At 68.4% G+C, this 21,280-nt stretch carries 23 protein-coding genes and 3 tRNA genes; 11 read left to right on the top strand and 15 right to left on the bottom strand.

Features of this window, described 5'->3' with window-relative positions:
* Positions 1-5 precede the first annotated feature (5 nt).
* Positions 6-956: a helix-turn-helix transcriptional regulator gene (locus tag SBI67_RS26645; RefSeq protein ID WP_413232570.1), complete on the bottom strand. Its 951-nt coding sequence runs from the start codon at positions 954-956 to the stop codon at positions 6-8.
* Positions 957-1,018: 62 nt separating this feature from the next.
* Here SBI67_RS26645 and SBI67_RS26650 point away from each other — a divergent pair, with 62 nt between their 5' ends.
* Entirely contained in the window at positions 1,019-1,546 is a 528-nt protein-coding gene (locus tag SBI67_RS26650) for a DinB family protein (protein WP_318983458.1), read from the top strand.
* A gap of 2 nt (positions 1,547-1,548) precedes the next feature.
* Entirely contained in the window at positions 1,549-2,148 is a 600-nt protein-coding gene (locus SBI67_RS26655; RefSeq protein WP_318983459.1) for a DinB family protein, read from the top strand.
* 51 nt (positions 2,149-2,199) lie between these two features.
* Here SBI67_RS26655 and SBI67_RS26660 read toward each other — a convergent pair whose 3' ends face one another.
* Complete coding sequence (locus tag SBI67_RS26660; protein WP_318983460.1) at positions 2,200-3,819, bottom strand: flavin-containing monooxygenase; 1,620 nt, start codon at positions 3,817-3,819, stop codon at positions 2,200-2,202.
* A gap of 18 nt (positions 3,820-3,837) precedes the next feature.
* Complete coding sequence (locus tag SBI67_RS26665; protein WP_318983461.1) at positions 3,838-4,785, bottom strand: alpha/beta hydrolase; 948 nt, start codon at positions 4,783-4,785, stop codon at positions 3,838-3,840.
* A 185-nt stretch (positions 4,786-4,970) separates the two neighbouring features.
* On the opposite strand from SBI67_RS26665, the gene SBI67_RS26670 reads away from it, so the two are divergent.
* Complete coding sequence (locus SBI67_RS26670) at positions 4,971-5,702, top strand: SDR family NAD(P)-dependent oxidoreductase (RefSeq protein WP_318983462.1); 732 nt, start codon at positions 4,971-4,973, stop codon at positions 5,700-5,702.
* Between the two features lie 3 nt (positions 5,703-5,705).
* Here the strand turns inward: SBI67_RS26670 and SBI67_RS26675 are convergent, their stop codons facing one another.
* On the bottom strand, positions 5,706-7,418 hold the full coding sequence (locus SBI67_RS26675) for a sigma-54-dependent Fis family transcriptional regulator (protein WP_318983463.1): 1,713 nt from the start codon (positions 7,416-7,418) through the stop codon (positions 5,706-5,708).
* Between the two features lie 159 nt (positions 7,419-7,577).
* Between SBI67_RS26675 and SBI67_RS26680 the strand changes: the two genes are divergently transcribed.
* The 8 genes from SBI67_RS26680 (at position 7,578) to SBI67_RS26715 (ending at position 16,458) form a co-directional block, all read left to right on the top strand.
* Positions 7,578-9,071 (top strand): NAD-dependent succinate-semialdehyde dehydrogenase, encoded by a 1,494-nt coding sequence (locus tag SBI67_RS26680; protein WP_318983464.1) that lies wholly within the window; start codon positions 7,578-7,580, stop codon positions 9,069-9,071.
* Positions 9,068-10,333, top strand: coding sequence for an iron-containing alcohol dehydrogenase (locus SBI67_RS26685; RefSeq protein WP_318983465.1), 1,266 nt, complete (start codon positions 9,068-9,070; stop codon positions 10,331-10,333). Before SBI67_RS26680 ends, SBI67_RS26685 begins: the two co-directional genes overlap by 4 nt.
* Entirely contained in the window at positions 10,321-11,223 is a 903-nt protein-coding gene (locus tag SBI67_RS26690) for a 3-hydroxyacyl-CoA dehydrogenase (RefSeq protein WP_318983466.1), read from the top strand. The genes SBI67_RS26685 and SBI67_RS26690 overlap by 13 nt, the downstream gene beginning before the upstream one ends.
* Before the next feature lie 55 nt (positions 11,224-11,278).
* On the top strand, positions 11,279-12,640 hold the full coding sequence (locus SBI67_RS26695; RefSeq protein ID WP_318983467.1) for an ABC1 kinase family protein: 1,362 nt from the start codon (positions 11,279-11,281) through the stop codon (positions 12,638-12,640).
* A complete protein-coding gene (locus SBI67_RS26700) occupies positions 12,637-13,533 on the top strand; it encodes an alpha/beta fold hydrolase (protein WP_318983468.1) in 897 nt (298 codons plus the stop codon). The genes SBI67_RS26695 and SBI67_RS26700 overlap by 4 nt, the downstream gene beginning before the upstream one ends.
* A 91-nt stretch (positions 13,534-13,624) precedes the next feature.
* The gene (locus SBI67_RS26705) at positions 13,625-14,320 is read left to right on the top strand and encodes a YciI family protein (RefSeq protein WP_318983469.1); all 696 of its coding nucleotides are present in this window, start codon (positions 13,625-13,627) and stop codon (positions 14,318-14,320) included.
* Positions 14,321-14,332: 12 nt separating this feature from the next.
* The gene (locus SBI67_RS26710; RefSeq protein WP_318983470.1) at positions 14,333-15,535 is read left to right on the top strand and encodes an RNA polymerase sigma factor; all 1,203 of its coding nucleotides are present in this window, start codon (positions 14,333-14,335) and stop codon (positions 15,533-15,535) included.
* Complete coding sequence (locus SBI67_RS26715) at positions 15,535-16,458, top strand: endonuclease/exonuclease/phosphatase family protein (protein WP_318983471.1); 924 nt, start codon at positions 15,535-15,537, stop codon at positions 16,456-16,458. The genes SBI67_RS26710 and SBI67_RS26715 overlap by 1 nt, the downstream gene beginning before the upstream one ends.
* A 72-nt stretch (positions 16,459-16,530) precedes the next feature.
* Here SBI67_RS26715 and rplA read toward each other — a convergent pair whose 3' ends face one another.
* The 11 genes from rplA to SBI67_RS26770 all read right to left on the bottom strand — a co-directional run bounded on the left by rplA (position 16,531) and on the right by SBI67_RS26770 (position 21,238).
* On the bottom strand, positions 16,531-17,238 hold the full coding sequence (gene rplA, locus SBI67_RS26720; RefSeq protein WP_024454134.1) for a 50S ribosomal protein L1: 708 nt from the start codon (positions 17,236-17,238) through the stop codon (positions 16,531-16,533).
* A 157-nt stretch (positions 17,239-17,395) separates the two neighbouring features.
* Positions 17,396-17,824 (bottom strand): 50S ribosomal protein L11, encoded by a 429-nt coding sequence (rplK, locus tag SBI67_RS26725; RefSeq protein ID WP_024454133.1) that lies wholly within the window; start codon positions 17,822-17,824, stop codon positions 17,396-17,398.
* Positions 17,825-17,859: 35 nt separating this feature from the next.
* Positions 17,860-18,675 carry a transcription termination/antitermination protein NusG gene (gene nusG / locus SBI67_RS26730; protein ID WP_318983472.1) on the bottom strand — a complete coding sequence of 272 codons (816 nt, stop codon included), beginning with the start codon at positions 18,673-18,675 and terminating at the stop codon, positions 17,860-17,862.
* Between the two features lie 29 nt (positions 18,676-18,704).
* On the bottom strand, positions 18,705-19,172 hold the full coding sequence (secE, locus tag SBI67_RS26735; protein ID WP_318983473.1) for a preprotein translocase subunit SecE: 468 nt from the start codon (positions 19,170-19,172) through the stop codon (positions 18,705-18,707).
* A 68-nt stretch (positions 19,173-19,240) separates the two neighbouring features.
* Positions 19,241-19,313 (bottom strand) — tRNA-Trp (locus tag SBI67_RS26740).
* Between the two features lie 120 nt (positions 19,314-19,433).
* Positions 19,434-19,955: a (3R)-hydroxyacyl-ACP dehydratase subunit HadC gene (gene hadC, locus SBI67_RS26745; protein WP_266046682.1), complete on the bottom strand. Its 522-nt coding sequence runs from the start codon at positions 19,953-19,955 to the stop codon at positions 19,434-19,436.
* 3 nt (positions 19,956-19,958) lie between these two features.
* The gene (gene hadB / locus SBI67_RS26750) at positions 19,959-20,387 is read right to left on the bottom strand and encodes a (3R)-hydroxyacyl-ACP dehydratase subunit HadB (RefSeq protein ID WP_318983474.1); all 429 of its coding nucleotides are present in this window, start codon (positions 20,385-20,387) and stop codon (positions 19,959-19,961) included.
* Positions 20,374-20,850, bottom strand: a complete 477-nt coding sequence (hadA, locus tag SBI67_RS26755) for a (3R)-hydroxyacyl-ACP dehydratase subunit HadA (RefSeq protein WP_318983475.1) — start codon at positions 20,848-20,850, stop codon at positions 20,374-20,376. Before hadA ends, hadB begins: the two co-directional genes overlap by 14 nt.
* A 9-nt stretch (positions 20,851-20,859) precedes the next feature.
* Positions 20,860-21,027, bottom strand: coding sequence for a 50S ribosomal protein L33 (gene rpmG, locus SBI67_RS26760; protein ID WP_023985310.1), 168 nt, complete (start codon positions 21,025-21,027; stop codon positions 20,860-20,862).
* 25 nt (positions 21,028-21,052) lie between these two features.
* Positions 21,053-21,126, bottom strand: a tRNA-Met gene (locus tag SBI67_RS26765).
* Positions 21,127-21,165: 39 nt separating this feature from the next.
* A tRNA-Thr gene (locus SBI67_RS26770) sits at positions 21,166-21,238 on the bottom strand.
* Positions 21,239-21,280 lie beyond the last annotated feature (42 nt).

Raw genomic sequence — 21,280 nt, forward strand, 5'->3', positions numbered from 1 at the left:
GAACCTTACGTTCGGTCGGCGGCCCTGCGGAGGCGTTCGGCGGCGGCACCCACGGCCCGGGCCACCTCGGGCGGGTCGAGCACCTCGAATTCGCAGCCCGGCATCGCCAGGTACAACACCATCCGGTCCGGGTCGTCGGCACCGGTGGTCACGATGCAGGCATCCGGGCCGTCGGGCTCGATCTGCACCGAGGCGGCCGAAAAGGTCTGTGCGACAACGTCCTGGCTGGCGCGGTAGCGCACCCGAGCGACGTATCGGTACGGCGACGAGGTGATCGCGCGGCGTACGTAGTCGGCGGCATCGGGCGCGTCACGCGGCACGAAGGTACTGCCCAGCGCGCGGACGTCGGACATCCGGTCCAGTCGCAGACTGCGCCAGTCCGCCCGGTCCCGGTCGTAGCCCAGCAGATACCACCGCCGGCCGGTGGTCACCAGCTGATAGGGCTCCAGCCGACGCTGGGTGGCGTTGCCGCGGATGTCGACGTAACCGCAGCTGACGTGTTCGTGGTCGCGGCTCGCGCGAGCCAGGGTCATCAGGACATCGGGGTCGACCGCGTCCTGGGTGGCCGAGGTGAGCGTGACGGTGCTGTCGTGCACCGCGGCCACCTGCGATCGCAGCCGAGCCGGCATCACCTGGTCGAGTTTGGACAACGCCCGTAACGCCGACTCCCCGACGCCAGCGACACTGCCGCCGGCGGCCAGCCGCAGGCAGACGGCCATGGCGACGGCCTCGTCCGGATCGAGCAGCAGCGGCGGCAGGGCGGCACCGGCGCCCAGTTGATAACCGCCGCCGTGGCCCTTGCTGGCGTGCACCGGGTAGCCGAGGTCGCGTAACCGCTCGATATCGCGGCGCACGCTGCGGGTGGTGACCTCCAGTCGCTCGGCCAGCTCCTCGGAGGTCCACACCCGGCGCGACTGCAACAGACCGAGCAGCTGCAGAACCCTCGCGGTACTCATGTCACCCATTCTGATCCATTCATAGGACTGAAACTGTCCTATAGAGCTGTCAAGGTGGGTGCATGGACGCCGAACTGCTGGCCGACCAACTGGATTTCCATTGGACCCGCCAACTGCGACCACGCCTGCACGGCCTGACCGACGACGAGTACTTCTGGGAGCCGGTCCGGGGATGCTGGACGGTGCACCCCCGCCCAGCCGGGACGGTCGTCGATTTCGCCTATCCCCCACCGCAACCGGAACCGTTCACCACCATCCCGTGGCGACTCGCGCACGTCATCGTCGGGGTGCTGGCCATGCGCAATCACTCTCATTTCGGCGGCCCGCCGGCGGACTACGAGTCCTGGTCCTATGCCACCTCGGCGGCCGGTGCACTGGACCAGCTCGACGACGCGTATGCACGCTGGATCGCAGGCGTGCGCGCGCTCACCGCGGCCGATCTGGCCCGCCCCTGCGGGCCGGCCGAGGGCCCCTACGCCGACCACCCGATGGCCACCCTGGTCCTGCACATCAACCGCGAAATGATCCACCACGGAGCCGAAATCGCCTGTATCCGTGATCTTTACATCCACACCAACAAGGAGAGCTGACCATGCCCGGAATGCCCGACCCCGCCGCCGACGAGCGCCAGACCCTGATCAACTTCCTGGCCTTCCAACAGAACGCGTTCCTCGGGGTGTCTTACGGTCTGACCGATGAGCGGGCGCGCGCCACGCCGACGGTCAGCGCGCTGTCCATCGGCGGGCTGATCAAGCACGTGACCCACTGTCAGAGGGGCTGGACCGAACGCGCCGAGCACGCGCCGGCCATCCCCGTACCGGACGACCGTCCGATGGCGGAACTGGTGGCCGAATACGAGGGCCAGTACGTGATGCACGAGGACGAGACGCTGGCCGGGCTGCTCGCGGATCTGGTGGCGCAGAATGCGCAGACCCTGCGGGTGTTCGCCCAAGCCGACCCGGATACCCCGGTTCCCGTACCCCACGATGTGCCGTGGTTCCCACAGGACATCGACCACTGGTCGGTGCGGTGGGTGCTGCTGCACCTGGTCGAGGAGTTGTCCCGGCACGCCGGGCACGCCGACATCATCCGCGAGAGCGTGGACGGGGCCACCATGTACGAGCTGCTCGCCGCCGCCGAGGAGTGGCCGGAGACGGACTGGCTCAAGCGCTGGCGCCCGGCGGCGGTGTAGCCCAGGGGCTGCCCGCCGCGTCCGGCGGGCAGCCCCGTCGACGCCGCGCAGCTACAACTGGGCCGGCACCCGCCCGGCCAGCAGCGACGCGTAGCCCGACTCCTCGAGCGCGCGGCAGTGGTGCTGGTACACCTGACCGCCACCCATGTAGACCTGGAACTCCTCCCGCTTGCCGGGCACGTTCTCGCCCAGGAACCACGCCTTGGCCTTCTTGCCCTCGGTGTACATCACCGTGGCCCGGCCGGTGCGTTCGGTTTCCTCGGCCCACCACTGCTCGGACTCCGGGGTGGCCTCGAACGTCGCGACGTCGTTGTCCCGCGCCCAGGCCAGCGCACGCTGCAGCCACTGCGCCCCCAGCTGGATCGGCACCACCAGGTTCGAATACGGCGTCTGCGGCCCGAGCGACATGAAGAAGTTCGGGAAGCCGTGCACCCCGATGCCCAGATTCGAGCGCAGACCGTCGCGGGCCCAGCGCTCCCGCAACGTGATTCCCTCCCGGCCGATGATGTCGATGTTGGTCAGCGTGCCCGTCATCGCGTCGAAGCCGGTCGCGAAGATCAACACGTCCAGCGGGTACTCGGTGTCGCCGACGCGCACCCCGGCCGGTGTGATCTCGGTGATCGGGGTGTCGGCGGTATCGATCAGCCGCACGTGGTCGAGGTTGAAGGCGTCGTAGTAGCCGTGCCCGGTGGGGACGCGTTTCCCGTTGAAGGAGTAGGTCTTCGGGCACAGCAGCTCCGCGGTCGCCGGGTCTTTGACGATCTCGCGGATCTTGGACCGGATGAATTCCGACGCCAGCTCGCTGGCCTCGTGGTTGGTGGCCAGGTCGTTGAAGCACTCGTTGGCGAAGTGGAAGCCGCCCTCGTTCCACTTGCTCTCGAAGATGCTGCGCCGTTGTTCGGCGGACACCTCCAGCGCGCTGTGGGCGGCCGGTTCCATCGCCACCCCGAACGGATGGGCCGCGGCCCTGGCGTAGATGTCGTCGTAGTTGTCGCGCAACCACTGCATCTGCTCGGGCGTGACCGGATCGTTAGTGGTCTCGACGACGAAATTCGGCGTGCGCTGGAACACCACGAATTCGCCGACCTGCGGCGCGATCTCGGGCACGATCTGGATCCCGGACGCGCCGAGGCCGATCAGGCCGACCCGCTTGCCGGCAAGGTCGACGCCGTCGCGCGGCCAGTGCGCGGTGTGGTATTTCTGGCCGGCGAAGCTGTCGATGCCGGGGATGTCGGGGTAGATCGCCTGGGACAGCACACCCATCCCGCTGATGAGGTACTTGGCCACCAGCGGCTGCCCGTCCTCGATCTGCACCGTCCAGGCGTTCGCCGCCTCGTCGTAACGGGCGGAGGTCACCCGGGTACCCAACCGGATATCGCGGCGCAGGTCGAGGCGGTCGGCGACGAAGTTGAGGTAGGCCAGTACCTCGTCTCCTGCCGGATAGCGCTGTGTCCAGGTCCACTCGTCGCGCACCTCCTTGGAGAAGGAGAAGGAGTAGTAGCTGTATTCGCTGTCGGTGCGCACACCCGGGTAGCGGTTGGCCAGCCAGGTGCCGCCGACCCCGTCCTGGGCGTCGAGAACGACGGTGTCCAAGCCGATTTCGCGGAGGTGGGCCAGGATGGCCAGGCCGGAGAAACCGGCCCCGATGACGATGGCGTCGAAGGTGTTCATGGGGTGGTCCTTTCGGGGTCAGGCGGACGCCGATGCGGCGCAACGACGGTGGGCACCGGCGCTGCGCCGGCCGCGGTACCAGGCCGCCATGGTGGCGATGGCCTGGTCGGCGGCGGGCAGCTGCCCGGCCTGCAGGGGGAAGACGTGCTGTTGACCGGGCGCCACGTCGAAGGTGACGTCGACGCCCGCACCGCCGGCCAGGGCATGCAGGCGGGCGGCGTCGGCGTACAGCGACTCCACGTCGGCCGCGGTGATGTAGAGCGGCGGGAAGCCGGCGAACTCGGCGTAGAGCGGGTTCACCAGCGGGTCACGGGGGCTGGCACCCCCGGACAGGTAGCGATCGATATTGCCCTGCAACCCCTCTCGGGTGATCAGGAAGTCGGTGTCGTTGTTGGTGACGATGGTCTCGCCACCGTTCTCCATGTCCAGCCACGGTGAGATGGTCAGCACCAGACCCGGTGTCGCCGCGCCGCGCGTGCGCTGCCGCAGCACCGTCGCGATCGCGATGTTCGCCCCGGCGCTGTCGCCGACGAAGGTGATATCGGCCGGGTCGACCCCGGCGTCGACGAGCGCGTCGAACACCGCGGCGGTGTCGTCGAGTTGCGCTGGGTACGGGTGCTCCGGCGCGCGGCGGAAGTCCGCGACGAAACCGGTGGCCCCGCACGCCGCGGCGATGTGCCCGGCCAGCTTGCGGTGGCTGGCCGAGGATCCCAGCGCGAAGCCGCCACCGTGCAGGAACACCATCACCTGGGCCGGGTCGGCGGTCAGCGGGCGCACCAGAATGCCGGGGACACCGCCGAATTCGGTCGACTTGTAGGTGACGTCTTCGGGCTCGGTGGTCACCCGCTGCCAGTCCTCGAAGACCCACCGCATGAGGCGCAGCGACATATCGGGGTGAGCGACGAACTCCTCGGTCCACTCGGCGTAGACGGCGCCCAGCGGATCCGTCGGTTGCGGCGTAGTCATGGATCCTCCTGAATTCGGTTGACCGCGGCCGTAATCCGCCGCACTCGGTCAGTGTGTGAGCACCCCTGCGCCACTCAGGCAGGTGTCGCAGATTGACACACCGCTGTCTCACCGTGACTCAGCTCACGCGTCCCCCGGCCGGCCGGCGGTTGGCTGGGCGCATCCCGATCGACAGGAGAACCCCTATGAACCGTCTCAACGACAAGGTCGCCCTGGTCACCGGCTCCTGCCGGGGCATCGGCCATGCCATCGCCGAGGCGTTCGCCAGGGAGGGCGCCGTCACCGTGGCCACCGGCCGCGCCAAGACCGACGAATCCTTCGGCCCGCGCTCGCCGGGCATCCACTACCGCCAGCTCGACGTCGCCCGCGAGGACGATTGGGCCACGGTGATCGCCGATGTCGTGGACCGTTTCGGGCGTATCGACGTGTTGGCCAACAACGCGGGCATCATCGCCTACCAGTCACTGCACGAGCTCACCGTCGCCGAGTGGGAACGGGTGATCGCCACCAATCAGACCGGCACCTGGCTGGGCATGCGTGCGGTCATCCCACACATGATCGACCAGGGCGGCGGTTCGGTCATCAACGTGTCCTCGATCTGGGGAAACGCCGCCGTCGCCGGGGCGCACGCCTACCACGCCACGAAAGGTGCGGTGCGCAACATGTCCAAGAGCGCGGCGATCAGTTATGCCAAGGACAACGTCCGGGTGAACTCGGTGCACCCCGGCTTCATCAAAACCCCGCTGACCGACGCCCAGGAGGCTGAGATCAACGACTTCGTGGTCGCCCAGACCCCGATGGGCCGCGCCGGCCGGCCCGACGAGATCGCCAACGGTGTGGTCTTCCTGGCCTCGGATGAGGCCAGTTTCGTCACCGGGTCGGAACTGGTGATCGACGGCGGTTACCTGGCCCAGTGACGGCTAACCGTCCAGGTGATAGGTCTTGAGCTTGCGGTGGATGGTCGCGCGTGAAACACCCAACAGCTCAGCTGCTTTCGAGCGATTGCCGCCGGACTCCTGCAATGCGCGCCGGATGGTCTCCATCTCGGTGCGTTCGATCATCGACCACGAGCGACGGGCGCGCAGGGCATCGGGCAGCCGGTCCAGCCGCACCACGCCCCGCACACCGTCGGACACCAACTGGGCCACCACGGTGCGCAGCTCGACGAGGTTGCCCGGCCATCCGGCGGCCTCCAGCGCGCGACGGGCCTCCTCGGACAGGGTCAGCCGCAAGCCCGGCGAGCGGTGCGCGACGAACGCATTCCACAGCGCGCCCAGATCGGCGGTGCGCTCGCGCAGCGGCGGAACCCACACCATCGCCACGCCGAGGCGGCCGGCGCGTGCCTCGGCGGCGGCCTGGCTGTCGGCGGTGGCGGTCAGCAGCACCGATGCAGTGCTGTCACCGATCAGGGCGCGCAGCGCATCGAGGGCCCGCGCGTCGAGGTGCTCCACGGCGCGGATGATGATGCGCGGTGCGGTGGCCAGCAGGCCGGCCAGTTCCTGCAGCCAGGCCTGCTCGCCGATGATCTGCCGTTGCGCGGTGTGCACCACCGCGACATCGCCGGAGATGGCGCCCAGGCGGTGCGGACGGCCCAGTGCCAGTGAGGTTTTCCCGGTCCCCGACTCACCGGCGATGAGCAGCGGGGCGCCAGCGGCGATATGCCTGCTGACCTGGTGCGCGGCATGCAGCCAGGATTTCGTCTGCCCGACCAGGGCGTCGGCGGCCGGGCCGGGATGGCTCGCCGACGTGCGTGGCGCGGGCCGTAGTGCGGCGACCATGCCCGCCGCACCGTCGAGCACCCGGACGTCGACGGCCGTGCTGCCGACCGACAGTTCGGCGGTCATCCGGGTGTCGTGCCGCAGTCCCGAGCAGAGATGGCCGATCAGATCGACATCGGACTGGGTGAGTTCGCCGGCACGTCTGCTGCGCATCGTCAGCCCGTCCGGACCGAACGCGACCACGGGGCCGTCGTGCCGTTTCGAGGCGTCCAGGAACGCCGCCAGCATGGCCCTGGCACCCGGCTGCGCGACGTCGAGGACGTGTTGTTGGAGTTGGGCGGCAAGCGAATTGGTCAACGGCAGCAGCAGGCCGCTGCGTTCGTCGATCCGGGTGGACATGGTGACCGCAGCCAGCAGCTTGCCGGTGATCGGATGCCACACCGGGGCCCCCGTGCACAGCGCGTTCTGGTAGACGTCGGCGAAGTGTTCGGCGCCCTGGATGAGCACGCTCTTGCCGGCGGCTAGCGCGGTGCCCACGCCGTTGGTGCCGACCACGTCCTCGGCGAGCACCGCCCCGCGCACCGTGCCGAGCCGGTCCAGCTGGTTCATCGCCACCGAGTCCTGCGACCAGCGCTGCACGATCCGGCCCTGTGCGTCGGCGAGCAGCAGGCCCATGCCCGAACCGGCCAGATCCTCGGCGGCGCGCGCCATCGGTGCCTGGAACATCTCCAGCAGGTGGTTGTCCAGCAGGTCTTCGTCCACCCGCGGGACGTCGCGGACGTTGCCCGGCGCGCCCAGTGCGTCGGTGGACCGCAGCCAGGAGGCCAGCACCTCGGCGGGCACCGCCTGATCGGCGGAGGACAGGAACTGCGCGCGGATCTCCTCGAACCGCGGTTCGCCGAGTCGCTCCGACACGTCCACTCCTTGCATTCGCCGCCGGGATCGACTCCCGAAAGCGATCTGGATCACACCCTACCGCAGCGATGGTGCGCCACCGCGGGCGTCGCAACGGGGCACTGTCTCAAAAAGACGCACTCGAATCCGGGGCCGGATCCCGGACCTAGCGTGCCTTCCATGACCACCACCCTTGCCGGCCCCGCCGAATCCACCGTGCACGGCCGACGTGTGCCCACCGGAGCGTTCATCGACGGCGGGTGGCGCCCGGCCGAGAAGACCTTCGCGGTGCTGGATCCGGCCACCGGGACCACCATCGCCGAGGTCGCCGACGGCACCCCGGCCGATGCGCTCGCGGCCCTGGACGCCGCGCACGCCGCCCGGTCCCGCTGGCAGCACGTCACCCCGCGGGACCGTGCCGACCTGTTCGCTCGCGCGCACCGGTTGCTGACGGCGCGGGCCGACGCGTTCGCCGAGGTGATGACCGCCGAGAGCGGAAAGCCGTTGGCCGAGTCGCGCGCCGAATTCGCCTTGAGCGCCGAGTTCTTCCTCTGGTACACCGAGCAGATCGCCCACCTGCACGGCACCTATGCACCGTCGTCGCACGGCGGCTACCGGGTGATCACCAGCCATCAGCCGGTCGGCCCGGCGCTGCTGATCACGCCGTGGAACTTCCCGATGCTGATGATCGCGCGCAAGGCCGGGGCCGCGCTGGCCGCCGGTTGCCCGGTGATCGTCAAGAGCGCCAAGGAGACTCCGCTGACCTGCGCGCTGTTCGTCGAGACACTGCGCGAGGCGGGCTTCCCGGACGGGGTGGTCAACCTGGTGCACACCACCGACTCGGCGGGGGTATCGGCGGCGTTGATGGCCGACGAGCGGCTGCGCAAGGTCAGCTTCACCGGATCCACCGGTGTCGGTGCCACGCTGCTGGCGCAGGCCGCGCCGGGGATCATCAACGCGTCCATGGAACTCGGCGGCGACGGGCCGTTCGTGGTGCTCGAGGACGCCGATGTCGAGCTGGCCGCCCAGCAGGCGGTCGTCTGCAAGTTCCGCAATGCCGGCCAGGCGTGTGTGGCGGCCAACCGGATCATCGTGCACAGCGCGGTCGCAGCGGCGTTCACCACCCGGTTCGTCGAACTGACCGAACGGTTGACCGTCGGCACCGGTTTCGACCCGGGTGTCGACGTCGGGCCCATCATCTCGGCGCGGCAACGGGATTCGGTGCTCGAGCTGGTCGACGTGCTGCACGCCGCCGGCGCCGAGTTGCTGACCGGGGGCAGCGCACTGCCCGGCGCCGGATACTTCTTCTCCCCCACCGTGTTCCGGGTGCCCGGCCGCCCGGAACAGCTGTGCAGCCGTGAACTGTTCGCCCCGGTCGCGACCATCTACGAGGTCGATTCGACCGCCGAGGCCGTCGCGTTCGCCAACGACACCCGTTACGGGTTGGCCGCCTACGTGTTCACCAAGGATCTGTCCCGGGCCGTCGCCGTCTCCGAACGACTCGACTTCGGCATGGTCGGCATCAACCGCGGCATCATGGCGGACCCGGCCGCCGCATTCGGCGGCACCAAGGCGTCCGGACTCGGCCGCGAAGGGGGCCATGACGCCATCTACGACTACCTCGAACCGAAGTATCTGGCCCTCACGGTCGACGAGGAGGAAGGCCTGTCATGACGAACACCCTCAGCCCGCCCGTCCGCACCGTCAACGAGATCGGGATCGGCCTGTTGCGGCAGCCGGCGATGGTGTTGTTCGGCGCCGGGCAGCGCCGCCAGCTGCCGCGTGTCCTCGGCGCACTCGGGGACCGCGTCCTGATCGTCACCGACGCGCGGATGGCCGCCAGCACGGAGTTCGGCCGGATCACCGAAGAACTTGCCCAGCAGGGTGTTTCGGCGCTCGTCTACGACGGGACCGAACCCGACCTGCCCCGGCGCAACGTGGTCGACATCGCCGAGCGGTTCGGTGCGTGCGAGGTGGCTGCGATCGTCGGCGTCGGCGGTGGATCGTGCATGGACCTGGCGAAGGTGGCCTCGGTGGTGCTCACCCACGGCGGCGACGTGCGCGACTATTACGGCCAGTTCCTGGTGCCGGGCCCGGGCATCCCGGTGGTCACCGTGCCCACCACCGGCGGCACCGGGGCCGAGGTCACCTGCATCTCCGTTGTTTTCGACGAGGACCAGGGCATGAAGGTCGGGGTGGCCAGCCCCCACCTGGAAGCCCACGCCGCGATCATCGACCCTGAGCTGACGCTGAGCTGCCCGCCCGGGCTGACCGCCGCTTCGGGTGCCGACGCGCTGTCCCATCTCATCGAGTCGTTCACCGGGCGTGCGAAGAACCCCGACGCCGACCAACTCGCGACCACGTTGTACGCCGGCAAGAACGTGCTGGCCGACGTCTACGCGCGGACCGGACTGGCCCTGCTGAACGGGTCACTGCCCGCGGTGGCCGCCGACCCGACCGATCTGTCGGCCCGCTCCGACACCCTGTTCGGCGCCTACTGCGCGGGCATGGCCATCAACACCGCCGGCACGGCGGGCGCGCACGCCATCCAGTCCCCGATCGGGGCGCTCACCCACACCCCGCACGGTTTCGGCATCAGCGCGCTGTTGCCGTACGTGATGCGCTACAACCTGCCGGCCCGGATTCCGGAGTTCGCCGAGATCGGCCGGATCCTCGGCGTGGCGGCGGAGTCGGATTCCGAAGAGCGGCAGGCGCAGTCGGCGATCGAACGGATCGAAGCCATCCTGGCGACCCTCGGCGCCCCGCTGGATCTGCGCACGCTGGGTCTGGCGCCCGGCGATTTCGACCACGTCGCCAAGCAGGCCATGCTGGCCACCCGCCTGACGGCCAACAATCCACGCGAACTGACCGTCGACGCCGTGCTGGCGATCCTGCGGCGCGGCTACGACGGGGATCGCGGTTGGTGGCAGCTGTGAGTCACCCGCCGGTGGCGATCCTCGGCGCCGGCTCGATCGGTGTCGCCTTCGCGATCCTGTTCGCCACCAATGGCTTCGACGTCACCGTCTATGATCCGGTCGAGGAGGCGCTGCCCAGGGCCGCCGAGGATCTGGCACTGCGGCTCGCGCAACTCGGCACCGACACCGATCGCGTCACCTTCACCACGGATCTGCCGGCCGCCCTGGCCGGTGCCGGCTTCGTCCAGGAGTGCGCGCCTGAGCGCGCCGACCTCAAGCGGACGCTGCTGCAACGGGCCGCCGCCCTCGCCGACGCGGATGTCCCGCTGGTCAGCTCGAGTTCGGCGATCGTGGCGAGCACCCTGGCCGAGGGGCTGGCGCCGCAGATCGCGGCGCGCGTCCTCGTCGGCCACCCCGGCAACCCGCCGTACCTGCTGCCGGTGGTCGAGGTGGTGCCCTCGCCCGCGACCGCGGAAGCGATCGTGGCCGACACCGTCGCGGTGTACCGGTCGGCGGGTCTGCGCCCGGTGCTGGTGCGTAAGGAGGTCGAGGGGTTCGTGTTCAACCGGCTGCAGGGTGCGCTGCTGCGCGAGGCCTACTGCCTGGTCCGCGACGGCGTCGCGACGGTCGACGATATCGACGAGGTGGTCCGCAGCGGGCTCGGGTTGCGGTGGAGCTTCATGGGGCCGTTCGAAACCGCCGACCTGAACACCCGCGGCGGTATCGCCTCGCACGCCGCCAAGATGGGCCCGGCGTACGAGCGGATGGGTGCCGAGCGGGGGCAATACGATCCGTGGACCCCCGAACTGGTCGCCGAGGTCACCGCGCAGCGGCGCGCCCTGCTCGATCTGCAGGACTGGGACCAGCGGGTGCGCTGGCGCGACCGAAAGCTCATCGAACTGCGCCGGTAGCCGCCGGACACCCCGCAGGTTTTGGTGCTACCGCCGGTTTTGAGACACTGCACACATGAGCACTCAAGCCAAGCACCGCGAGGTCGCCAGGCTCGATCGGGTGCCGCTGCCCGTCGAAGCCGCTCGGATCGGCGCTACCGGCTGGCAGGTCACCCGGGCCGGCGCCCGCGTCGTCAGCAACATTCTGGGCAAAGGCAGCCTGCAGCAGAAGATCGTCAAGCAGGTCCCCCAGGCGTTCGCCGACCTGGGCCCCACCTATGTCAAGTTCGGCCAGATCATCGCGTCCAGCCCCGGCGCTTTCGGCGAGCCGCTGTCGCGGGAGTTCCGCGGCTTACTCGACCGGGTGCCGCCCGCCGACCCCGACGCCGTGCACAAGCTGTTCAAGGAGGAACTCGGCGACGAACCGCAGAACCTCTTCAAATCCTTCGACGAGACCCCTTTCGCATCGGCATCCATCGCCCAGGTGCACTACGCCACCCTGCACACCGGTGAAGAGGTGGTGGTCAAGATCCAGCGTCCCGGCATCCGCCGCCGGGTGGCCGCCGACCTGCAGATCCTCAAGCGCGGAGCGCAACTCGTCGAACTGGCCAAGCTCGGCCGCCGGCTGTCCGCGCAGGACGTGGTCGCCGACTTCGCCGACAACCTCGCCGAGGAGCTCGACTTCCGGCTGGAGGCGCAATCCATGGACGCCTGGGTGGCACACATGCATGCCTCGCCGCTCGGCGAGAACATCCGCGTGGCGCAGGTGTATTGGGACCTGACGTCGGCCCGCGTGTTGACCATGGAGCGCATCCAGGGCACCCGCATCGACGATGTCGCCACCATCCGCAGGAAGGGCTTCGACGGCGAGGCGCTGGTGAAAGCCCTGCTGTTCAGCGTGTTCGAGGGCGGCCTGCGGCACGGCCTGTTCCACGGCGACCTGCACGCCGGCAACCTCTACGTCGACGACGACGGCAAGATCGTCTTCTTCGACTTCGGGATCATGGGCCGTATCGACCCGCGCACCCGCTGGCTGCTGCGCGAGCTGGTCTACGCGCTGCTGGTGAAGAAGGACCACGCCGCGGCGGGCAAGATCGTGGTGCTGATGGGCGCGGTCGGCACCGTCAAGCCGGAAGCGCAGGCGGCCAAAGACCTGGAGCGCTTCGCCACACCGCTGACCATGTCCTCACTCGGCGATATGAGTTACGCCGAGATCGGTAAGCAGCTCTCCGCACTGGCCGACGCCTACGACGTCAAGCTGCCGCGCGAGCTGGTGCTGATCGGCAAGCAGTTCCTCTACGTCGAGCGGTACATGAAGCTGCTCGCCCCCCGGTGGCAGATGATGAGCGACCCCCAGTTCACGGGATACTTCGCCAATTTCATGGTCGAGATCAGCCGGGAGCACAAAGAGGTCGACGAACGAGAAGGGGACGCATGACCGTCCGCACCGGTACCGCCACCCACGGTGACATCGAGATCGTCTACGAGGACTTCGGCGATCCCGACCACCCGGCCGTCCTGCTCGTCATGGGACTGGGCGCACAGCTCTTGTTGTGGCGTGAGGGTTTCGTGGAGAAACTGGTCGACCTCGGGCTGCGCGTCATCCGCTTCGACAACCGGGATATCGGGCTGTCAACCAAGCTGCCCCACGCTCGCAGTGGTGCCCCGCTGCCGACCCGCATGGTCCGCTCGTTCCTCGGGTTGCGCAGCCCGGCCGGTTACACCCTCGAAGACATGGCCGACGACGCCGCCGCGGTGCTGGACCACCTGGGCATCGACCGGGCACATATCGTCGGCGCGTCGATGGGCGGGATGATCGCCCAGGTGTTCGCCGCCCGGCACGCGCACCGCACCCGCAGCCTGGGTGTCATCTTCTCCAGCAACAACCAGGCGCTGCTGCCCCCGCCCGGCCCCAAACAACTGCTGGCCATCCTGCAGAAACCCCAGGACGCCACCAGGGAAGCCGTCATCGACAACACGGTGCGTCTGCTTAACATCATCGGCAGCCCCGGATATCCCACACCCCCGGAGCGCGCCCGCGCCGAGGCCGTCGAAGCCTACGAGAGGTCGTACTACCCGGCCGGGGTGGGCAGACAGTTCGCGGCCATCATGGGCAGCGGCAGCCTGCGGCGGTACAACCGCCAGATCACCGCACCCACCGTGGTGATCCATGGCAACGCGGACAAGCTGATGCGTCCCACGGGTGGCCGGGCGATCGCCCGCGCCATCCCCGGCGCCCGGCTGGTGCTGTTCGACGGCATGGCCCACGACCTGCCCGAAGCACTGTGGGATGACATCGTCGGCGAGTTGAAGTCCAACTTCTCGAACTGATTCTGCGCCCGTCTGTCGGATTGGGCGGGCGCCGTTCGTCGGACAGGTAGAGAGTGGGATACCGGGTCCCGCCCCTACCGAAAGAGGCGTCATGTACTACTTCGCACTGCTGTTGACCCCCGAGCGCGCTCTGACCCCCGCCGAAGGCGCCGCCGAGATGGCCGCCTACCAGGCGTTCCATACCAAAGCCGGGTCGGCGATCCGGGCCGGGGACGCACTCTGCGCCGCCAGGGACGGCAAGCTGATCACCGGCTGGCCGGGCAATCCGGTGGTGACCGACGGTCCGTTCGCCGAAGGCGCCGAGGTGGCCGGCGGCTACTACGTGCTGGAAGCCGACAACCTCGACGACGCGCTGGCGCTGGCCCGCGACATCCCGGCCGCGCGGTACGGCGCCGTCGAGGTGTGGCCGATGGTGCATTGGAACGCCCCCACCGAACCCGTCGGCGCGGCGTGGCTCGGCCTGCTGCTGGAGACACCGGAGAACGTCAACGTTCCTGGCTCCCCCGAGTTTGAGGCCAGGGTGGCCCAGCACCTGGAGGCCGGCGCGTCGATCGGTAACCACGTGTTGGGCGGTGCGCCGCTGCACCCGCCCGCCACGGCGACGACGGTGCGGGTGCGCGACGGGCAGGTGCTGCTGACCGACGGCCCGTACGCCGAGGGCGCCGAGGTGGCCAACGGCTTCTACCTGATCCGGGCCGTCGATCAGGACGAGGCGGTGAAGGTCGCCTCGATGATCCCCGCCGGTTCGGTGCTGGTGCGGCAGCTGGCCGGTATCGCCGGTCTGTAACAGCTCGACCGAATGACCATCCTGGACGGCGTCTTCCGTCGTGAATGGGGGCCCGCGGTGGCCGCGCTCGCCCGCTGGTGCGGCGACCTCACCATCGCCGAGGACGCCGTCCAGGAGGCCTTCACCGAAGCACTGCGCAGCTGGGGTGACCAGCCGCCTGCCAACCCCGGCGGCTGGTTGACGACCGTTGCGCGCAATCGGGCGCTGGATCGGCTGCGACGCGAAAGTTCGCGCCCCGGAAAGGAACTCGCGGCGATGCCCATTCCGGCCGACGACCAGCCCGTGCACCCGGTGCGCGATGACGAGCTGCGGATGATGTTCACCTGCGCGCACCCCGCGCTGGACGGACCCTCGCAACTGGCCCTGACGCTGCGGCTCATCTCAGGGCTGACGGTGCCCGAGATCGCCAGGGCACTGATGCAGTCCGAAACCGCCGTCGGACAGCGGATCACCCGCGCCAAGTCCAAGATCCGACACGCCAACATCCCGCTGCGGGTACCGCCGGCCGAACTGCTCGGCGAGCGCACCCCGCACGTGCTGGCCTGTGTGTACTCGGTGTTCACCGAGGGCTACTGGTCGACGGGCGGGCCGTCGGCCATCCGTGACGACCTGTGCGACGAAGGCGTGCGGCTGGCCGGTGAACTGTGCGACCTGATGCCGCCGGTCCGCGACACGCACGCCCTGGCCGCACTGACCTTGCTGCACGATTCGCGGCGCAGCACCCGGGTGGATGCCTACGGTGTCCTCACCCCGCTGGATGAGCAGGACCGCACCCGCTGGGATCGGGGCCGGATCGCCCGCGGGCTGGACCGGCTGCGGCTGGCCGCCGGCGCCACGGGACCGTATCTGCCCCAAGCGGTGATCGCGGCCGCGCACGCGACCGCACCGGATTGGGAGTCGACCGACTGGGCGGTGATCTGCACGGCCTACGATCGCCTCATCACGATCACCGATTCTCCGATGGCCCGGGCCAACCGGGCGCTGGCGGTCGGGTTCCGCTCCGGATTCGATGCCGGCCTGGCCGCGCTCGACGACGTCGCCGACGATCCCCGGTTGACCCGCTCCAGCGTGGTGGCCTCGATCCGCGCCGACCTGCTACGCCGTGCCGGACGGCGGTCCGAGGCCGCGCACTGGTATCGGATCGCCTTGGACCGCAACGCTTCCGAACCGGCACGGGAGTTCCTACGCCGACGGCTCGGGGAGTGCGCGGACTGATGTGGGTACTCGCGGTGGCGCTGCTGGTGGTCGCCGGCACCGCCCTGGTGGCCCGCTTCCTCCCCGCCGTCAGTCGCACCGTGTTGCTGACGGCGGCGCTGTCGCCGTACCTCATGCTGGGCGCCCCGGTGGCGGCAGCCCTCTTCGCGGCAACCGGACGCCGCGGGCCCGCCACCGTCTCATCGGTGGTGACCGTCGCGGCGCTGGCCACCCAACTGCCGTCCTTCGTCCGCCGGCGAGCGCCGGCAGCTCCGGTCCTGCGCTTCGTCACCGCGAATCTGCGCTACGGCCAAGCCGATTCGGCCGCGGTGGCCGAGCTGGCCTGCGGGCATGCCGATGTGCTGACCGTGCAGGAGCTGACACCTGAGCTGGCCGACGCGCTGTCGGCACGGCTGGCAGCCACGTTTCCGTTCGCCGTGCTGCGACCCGGCGAACGCGCGTCCGGAGTCGGACTGTGGAGCCGTCATCCGGTGCTTACCAGCGGCGTCGATGAGCGCTTCCAGCGCGGGTTCATCACCGCCAGCCTCCGGGTGCCCGGCCTGCCCGCCCCGACGACGGTGGTGTGTACCCACCTGTCCCCGCCGCGGTCGGCGTTCGGGCAGTGGCGCGCCGATATCGAGCGGCTCGGGCCCGCGCTGAGAAGCCTCGACGCCGACGGTCCGGTGGTCGTGGGGTGTGACCTCAACGCCACGCCCGATGTGCGGGACTTCCGAGCCGTCCTGCGCGCCGGTTATGCCGGCGGCGCCGTTCAGGCCGGGGCCGGGTTCCTGCGCACCCATCCCGATGGCCTCCCGGTCCCGCGGGTCGTCGCGGTGGACCATGTGCTGACCCGGGATGCCACCGTCACCGACATCCGCACGGTGCGGGTGCCGGGCTCGGATCACCGGGCGTTGGTGGCCACGGTGGTGCTGGGGCGGGCCTGAAATGCCGAATGGCCAGTCGTGGCACGGGATTTCGATGAACCCGCGCAACGACTGGCCACTCCGGCCTTCGGCCTACTCCTCCGTGAAATTCCGGGTGACCGTCGGGTCCACCGGGATGCCCGGGCCGGTCGTCGTCGACACGGTGACCTTCTTCAGGTACCGACCCTTCGACGACGACGGCTTCGCACGCAGCACCTCGTCGAGCGCGGCACCGTAGTTCTCGGCCAGCTTGGCCTCGTCGAACGACGCCTTGCCGATCACGAAGTGCAGGTTGGCCTGCTTGTCGACGCGGAAGTTGATCTTGCCGCCCTTGATGTCGGCCACGGCCTTGGCGACGTCAGCCGTCACGGTGCCGGTCTTGGGGTTGGGCATCAGACCGCGGGGGCCCAGCACGCGGGCGATGCGGCCAACCTTGGCCATCTGGTCGGGCGTGGCGATCGCGGCGTCGAAGTCCAGGAATCCGCCCTGGATCTTCTCGATCAGGTCGTCGCTGCCAACCACGTCCGCGCCGGCGGCCAGGGCCTGCTCGGCCTTCTCACCCACGGCGAACACCGCGACACGGGCGGTCTTGCCGGTGCCGTGCGGCAGGTTCACGGTGCCACGGACCATCTGGTCGGCCTTGCGGGGATCGACGCCCAGGCGGATGGCCACCTCGACGGTCGCATCCTGCTTCTTCGACGAGGTCTCCTTGGCCAGCCGGGCGGCCTGCAGCGGGGTGTAGAGGTTGGTGCGATCCACCTTCTCGGCGGCTTCGCGATATGCCTTGCTGTTCTTGCTCATTGTGTCTCCTGTTCAGAGTTGTGGTTGCGAGCCGAAGCGGGCTCTCCCACGAATTCGTACGGTTCTACTCGACTGCGGTCTGGTCGATCCGCAAGCTACTCGACTGCGGTCTGGTCGATCCGCAAGCTACTCGACTGTCGTCTGGTCGATCCGCAAGCTACTCGACCGTGATGCCCATGGAGCGGGCGGTGCCGGCGATGATCTTCGCCGCGGCGTCGATGTCGTTGGCGTTGAGATCTTCCTTCTTGGTCTCGGCGATCTCGCGCACCTGATCCCAGCTCACCTTGGCGACCTTGGTCTTGTGCGGCTCGCCGGAACCCTTCTGCACACCGGCGGCCTTGAGCAGCAGCTTGGCGGCGGGCGGGGTCTTCAGGGCGAAGGTGAAGCTGCGATCCTCGTAGACGGTGATCTCCACGGGGATGACGTTGCCGCGCTGCGACTCGGTCGCGGCGTTGTACGCCTTGCAGAACTCCATGATGTTGACGCCGTGCTGACCAAGCGCGGGACCGACCGGCGGGGCGGGGTTGGCCTGCCCGGCCTGGATCTGGAGCTTGATGAGCCCGGCGACCTTTTTCTTCGGGGCCATTGTTGTTCGTTCCTTTTCTTCTCTTCTACGAAGCTTTAGATCTTGGCGACCTGGTTGAAGGTCAGTTCCACAGGCGTCTCGCGACCGAAGATGGACACCAGCACCTTGAGCTTCTGCTGCTCGGCGTTGACCTCGCTGATCGAGGCGGGCAGCGTGGCGAACGGGCCGTCCATGACGGTGACCGACTCGCCGACCTCGAAATCGACCAGGATCTCGGGACGCTCCAGCGTCGCCTCGGACGACGCCGCCGCGGCGGCCGTGGATGCGGCCTTGCCGGCGGCCTTCTTCGCCGCGCCCTGGGGCAGCAGGAACTTGACCACGTCGTCCAGGCTCAGCGGCGACGGGCGCGAGGTGGCGCCGACGAAACCGGTGACGCCGGGCGTATTGCGCACCGCACCCCACGACTCGTCGTTGAGGTCCATGCGCACCAGGATGTAACCGGGCAGCACCTTGCGGTTGACCTGCTTGCGCTGGCCGTTCTTGATCTCGGTGACCTCTTCGGTGGGCACCTCGACCTGGAAGATGTAGTCGCCGACGTCCAGGTTCTGCACGCGGGTCTCGAGGTTGGCCTTCACCTTGTTCTCGTAACCGGCGTAGCTGTGGATGACATACCAATCACCCGGCTTGAGACGCAGCTCCTTCTTGAGCGCAGTCGCCGGATCGACGTCCTCCTCGGCGGCTGCGGGGACCTCGTCGGTGGCCTCTTCAGAGACCTCGGAATCCTCGGCGGCCTCTTCAGAAGCGTCGGTGGCTTCCGCCTCGCCTGCCTCCAGGGTCTCGTCGAACACGTCGACGGCATCACCCGAAGGCGTCTCGGCGTCGAGCTGTTCGTCGCCGTCGAAGCTAGTCACGGTTGTCAGTCCTCTCTCAATTCTTCCGGTCAGCCGAACACGATCGACACGAGCTTGGCCAGCCCGAGGTCGACCCCGCCGATCAGCGCGACCATGAACGCCAGGAACACCAGGACCACCGTGGTGTAGCTGACCATCTGCTTGCGGTTCGGCCAGATGACCTTGCGCAGCTCCGCGACGACCTGCTTGAGGTAGTTCCACACGAAGGCAAACGGGTTCACCCGCTTGGTGTCGCTCTTCTTGCCCTTGCCGGCCTTGCCGGCCTTCGCGGTCTTGCCGGCCTTACCGCTCTTGGCGGCAGGCTCGTCGTCGCCCTCCGCGGCTTCGGCATCCGCCTCGGACGGCTCCGCGTCCTCCACCGGGGCTGCCGCAGCGCGCCGGGTCCGTTTTCCGGTCGGGCGCAGCGGACGGGTCACGACGGCCGTCTGACCGGCCGCGTCCTCAGTGCCCGCATCCTCGGTGCCCTCGGAGCCGGCACTGTCGCGCTCGTCGCTCACCGCATGCCTTTCATCTGGTTCGGGTGGCCACCTTCGGTGTGTCCACACTCGTCGAGTATTCAGTTGAGCAGGGGCGACAGGACTTGAACCTGCAACCTGCGGTTTTGGAGACCGCTGCTCTGCCAGTTGAGCTACGCCCCTTCGGTGCGGCCCTCACACAATTCGCGCGCTCCCCGACCGGCCGATTTCCGAACCGACGGACAGCGCGCTGATGTGGGAAAACCCCGAGGACCGAGTGTACATCGGCCCAAGTGCTAGTTACTAATCCCCTGCGACCGCCGTCCGCCGCACCTGTCCGGATTCCCGGTCGTACTGCACCGACACCGAGTTGTCGCCCTCGTGACCCATCAGCGTGGTGAAGGCCTCCATCACCACGAAGGCGTCCTCGGCATCGTCGTCACGAAGGATGTTGCGGGTGACGACGATATCGGCGCCGAAGCGCTCGTCGACCGACATGATCTCCAGCTCGGCGTGCAGCCGGTCGCCCACCTTGATCGGCCGGTGGTACACGAACCGCTGGTCGACCTGGATGATCTGCATGGTCTCCATGCCGACGTCGACATTGCGGAAGAAGTCCTGCTGCACCAGGTTGGCCAGGATCGACACAAAGGTCGGTCCTGCGACGAGGGTGTCGTGGCCCAGTTCCGCGGCGGCGTCCTCGTACAGCGAGGCGGGATGCTCGGATTTGACCGACTTGGCGAACAGTTTGACCTGCTCGCGGCCGACGACGAAGACCTCGGGGTACTTGTAGACCATCCCGAGCAGATCGGGGCGCAATGCCATGGGTCAGGCCAACTTCGCGACGGCGATGGCGCGGCCGAAGATCTTCTTGCCGCCGGTGGTGGCCGACAGCGCGATGGTGACCGACTTGTCCTCGGGCTGCACCGACTTCACCCGACCGTTGAAGACGATCTCCGCTCCGATGCCGTCGTTCGGCACGGGCACGACCGCGGTGAAGCGGACGTTGTATTCGGTGACAGCCGCCGGGTCGCCCACCCAGTCGGTGACGTAGCCGCCGCCGAGGCCCATCGTCAGCATGCCGTGCGCGATGGCGGTGTCCAGGCCGACCTGCTTGGCGATGTCGTCGTCCCAGTGGATGGGGTTGAGGTCACCGGAGACGCCGGCGTAGTTGACCAGATCCTGCCGGGTCAGCGGGATGACCTTCTCCGGCAGTGTGTCGCCGACGCTGACCGAACCGAACTCACGCAGAGCCATCAGTAAAACCCTCTTCCCCGTCGCCCGAACGGCCCGCGAGGGTCGTATAGGCCTCCTGCACAACCTCACCTTTGTCGTTGGTGACGATGTTCTTGGTGACGATGATGTCCGTACCGTGTGCCTGCCGCACCGAATCCACGTAGACGTCGCAGTACAGTCTGTCGCCCACCCGGATGGGTTGCGCGAAGGTGAAGGACTGGTCGACCTGGACGATCTGAGCGTCGTGAATCCCGATGTTGGCGTGCTCGAAGAACGCGTACTGCGCCATGTAGCCGAAAATGCTGATGAAGGTCAGCGGCGCCGGCAGGGTGTGGTGACCCAGCTCGGCGGCGACAGCTTCGTCTTGGAAGTACGCCGCGTCGTTCTTGACGGCGATGGCGTACTCACGCACCTTCTCGCGTCCCACCTCATACGCGTCGGGATACCGGAAATGCATCCCGACGATATTCGATGAGAGAGCCACGGCGCAGGGTCAGCGGGACTCTTTGTGGGGCTGGTGGTGACCGCAGTTCGGGCAGAACTTCTTGATCTCCAGCCGGTCCGGGTCGTTTCGCCGGTTCTTCTTGGTGATGTAGTTGCGGTGCTTGCACACCTCGCAGGCCAAAGTGATCTTCGGCCGTACGTCGGTACTCGACGCCACGTCAGTTGCCTCTCGTTGTTGCCTGTAGCGGTGGGGAGGCTCGATCTCCCGACCTCACGATTATGAGTCGTGCGCTCTAACCAGCTGAGCTACACCGCCCCGATTAGACGAAGGCGGCGATCCGCCTGGCGTCCACCGAGCCCCCTAACGGAATCGAACCGTTGACCTTTTCCTTACCATGGAAACGCTCTGCCGACTGAGCTAAGGGGGCGTGCACTGCTTGCGGCCCGTGGGCCTCAAAAAGGGTACATTC

This window comes from Mycolicibacterium chengduense, from assembly GCF_033741155.1.
Taxonomy (GTDB): Bacteria; Actinomycetota; Actinomycetes; order Mycobacteriales; family Mycobacteriaceae; genus Mycobacterium.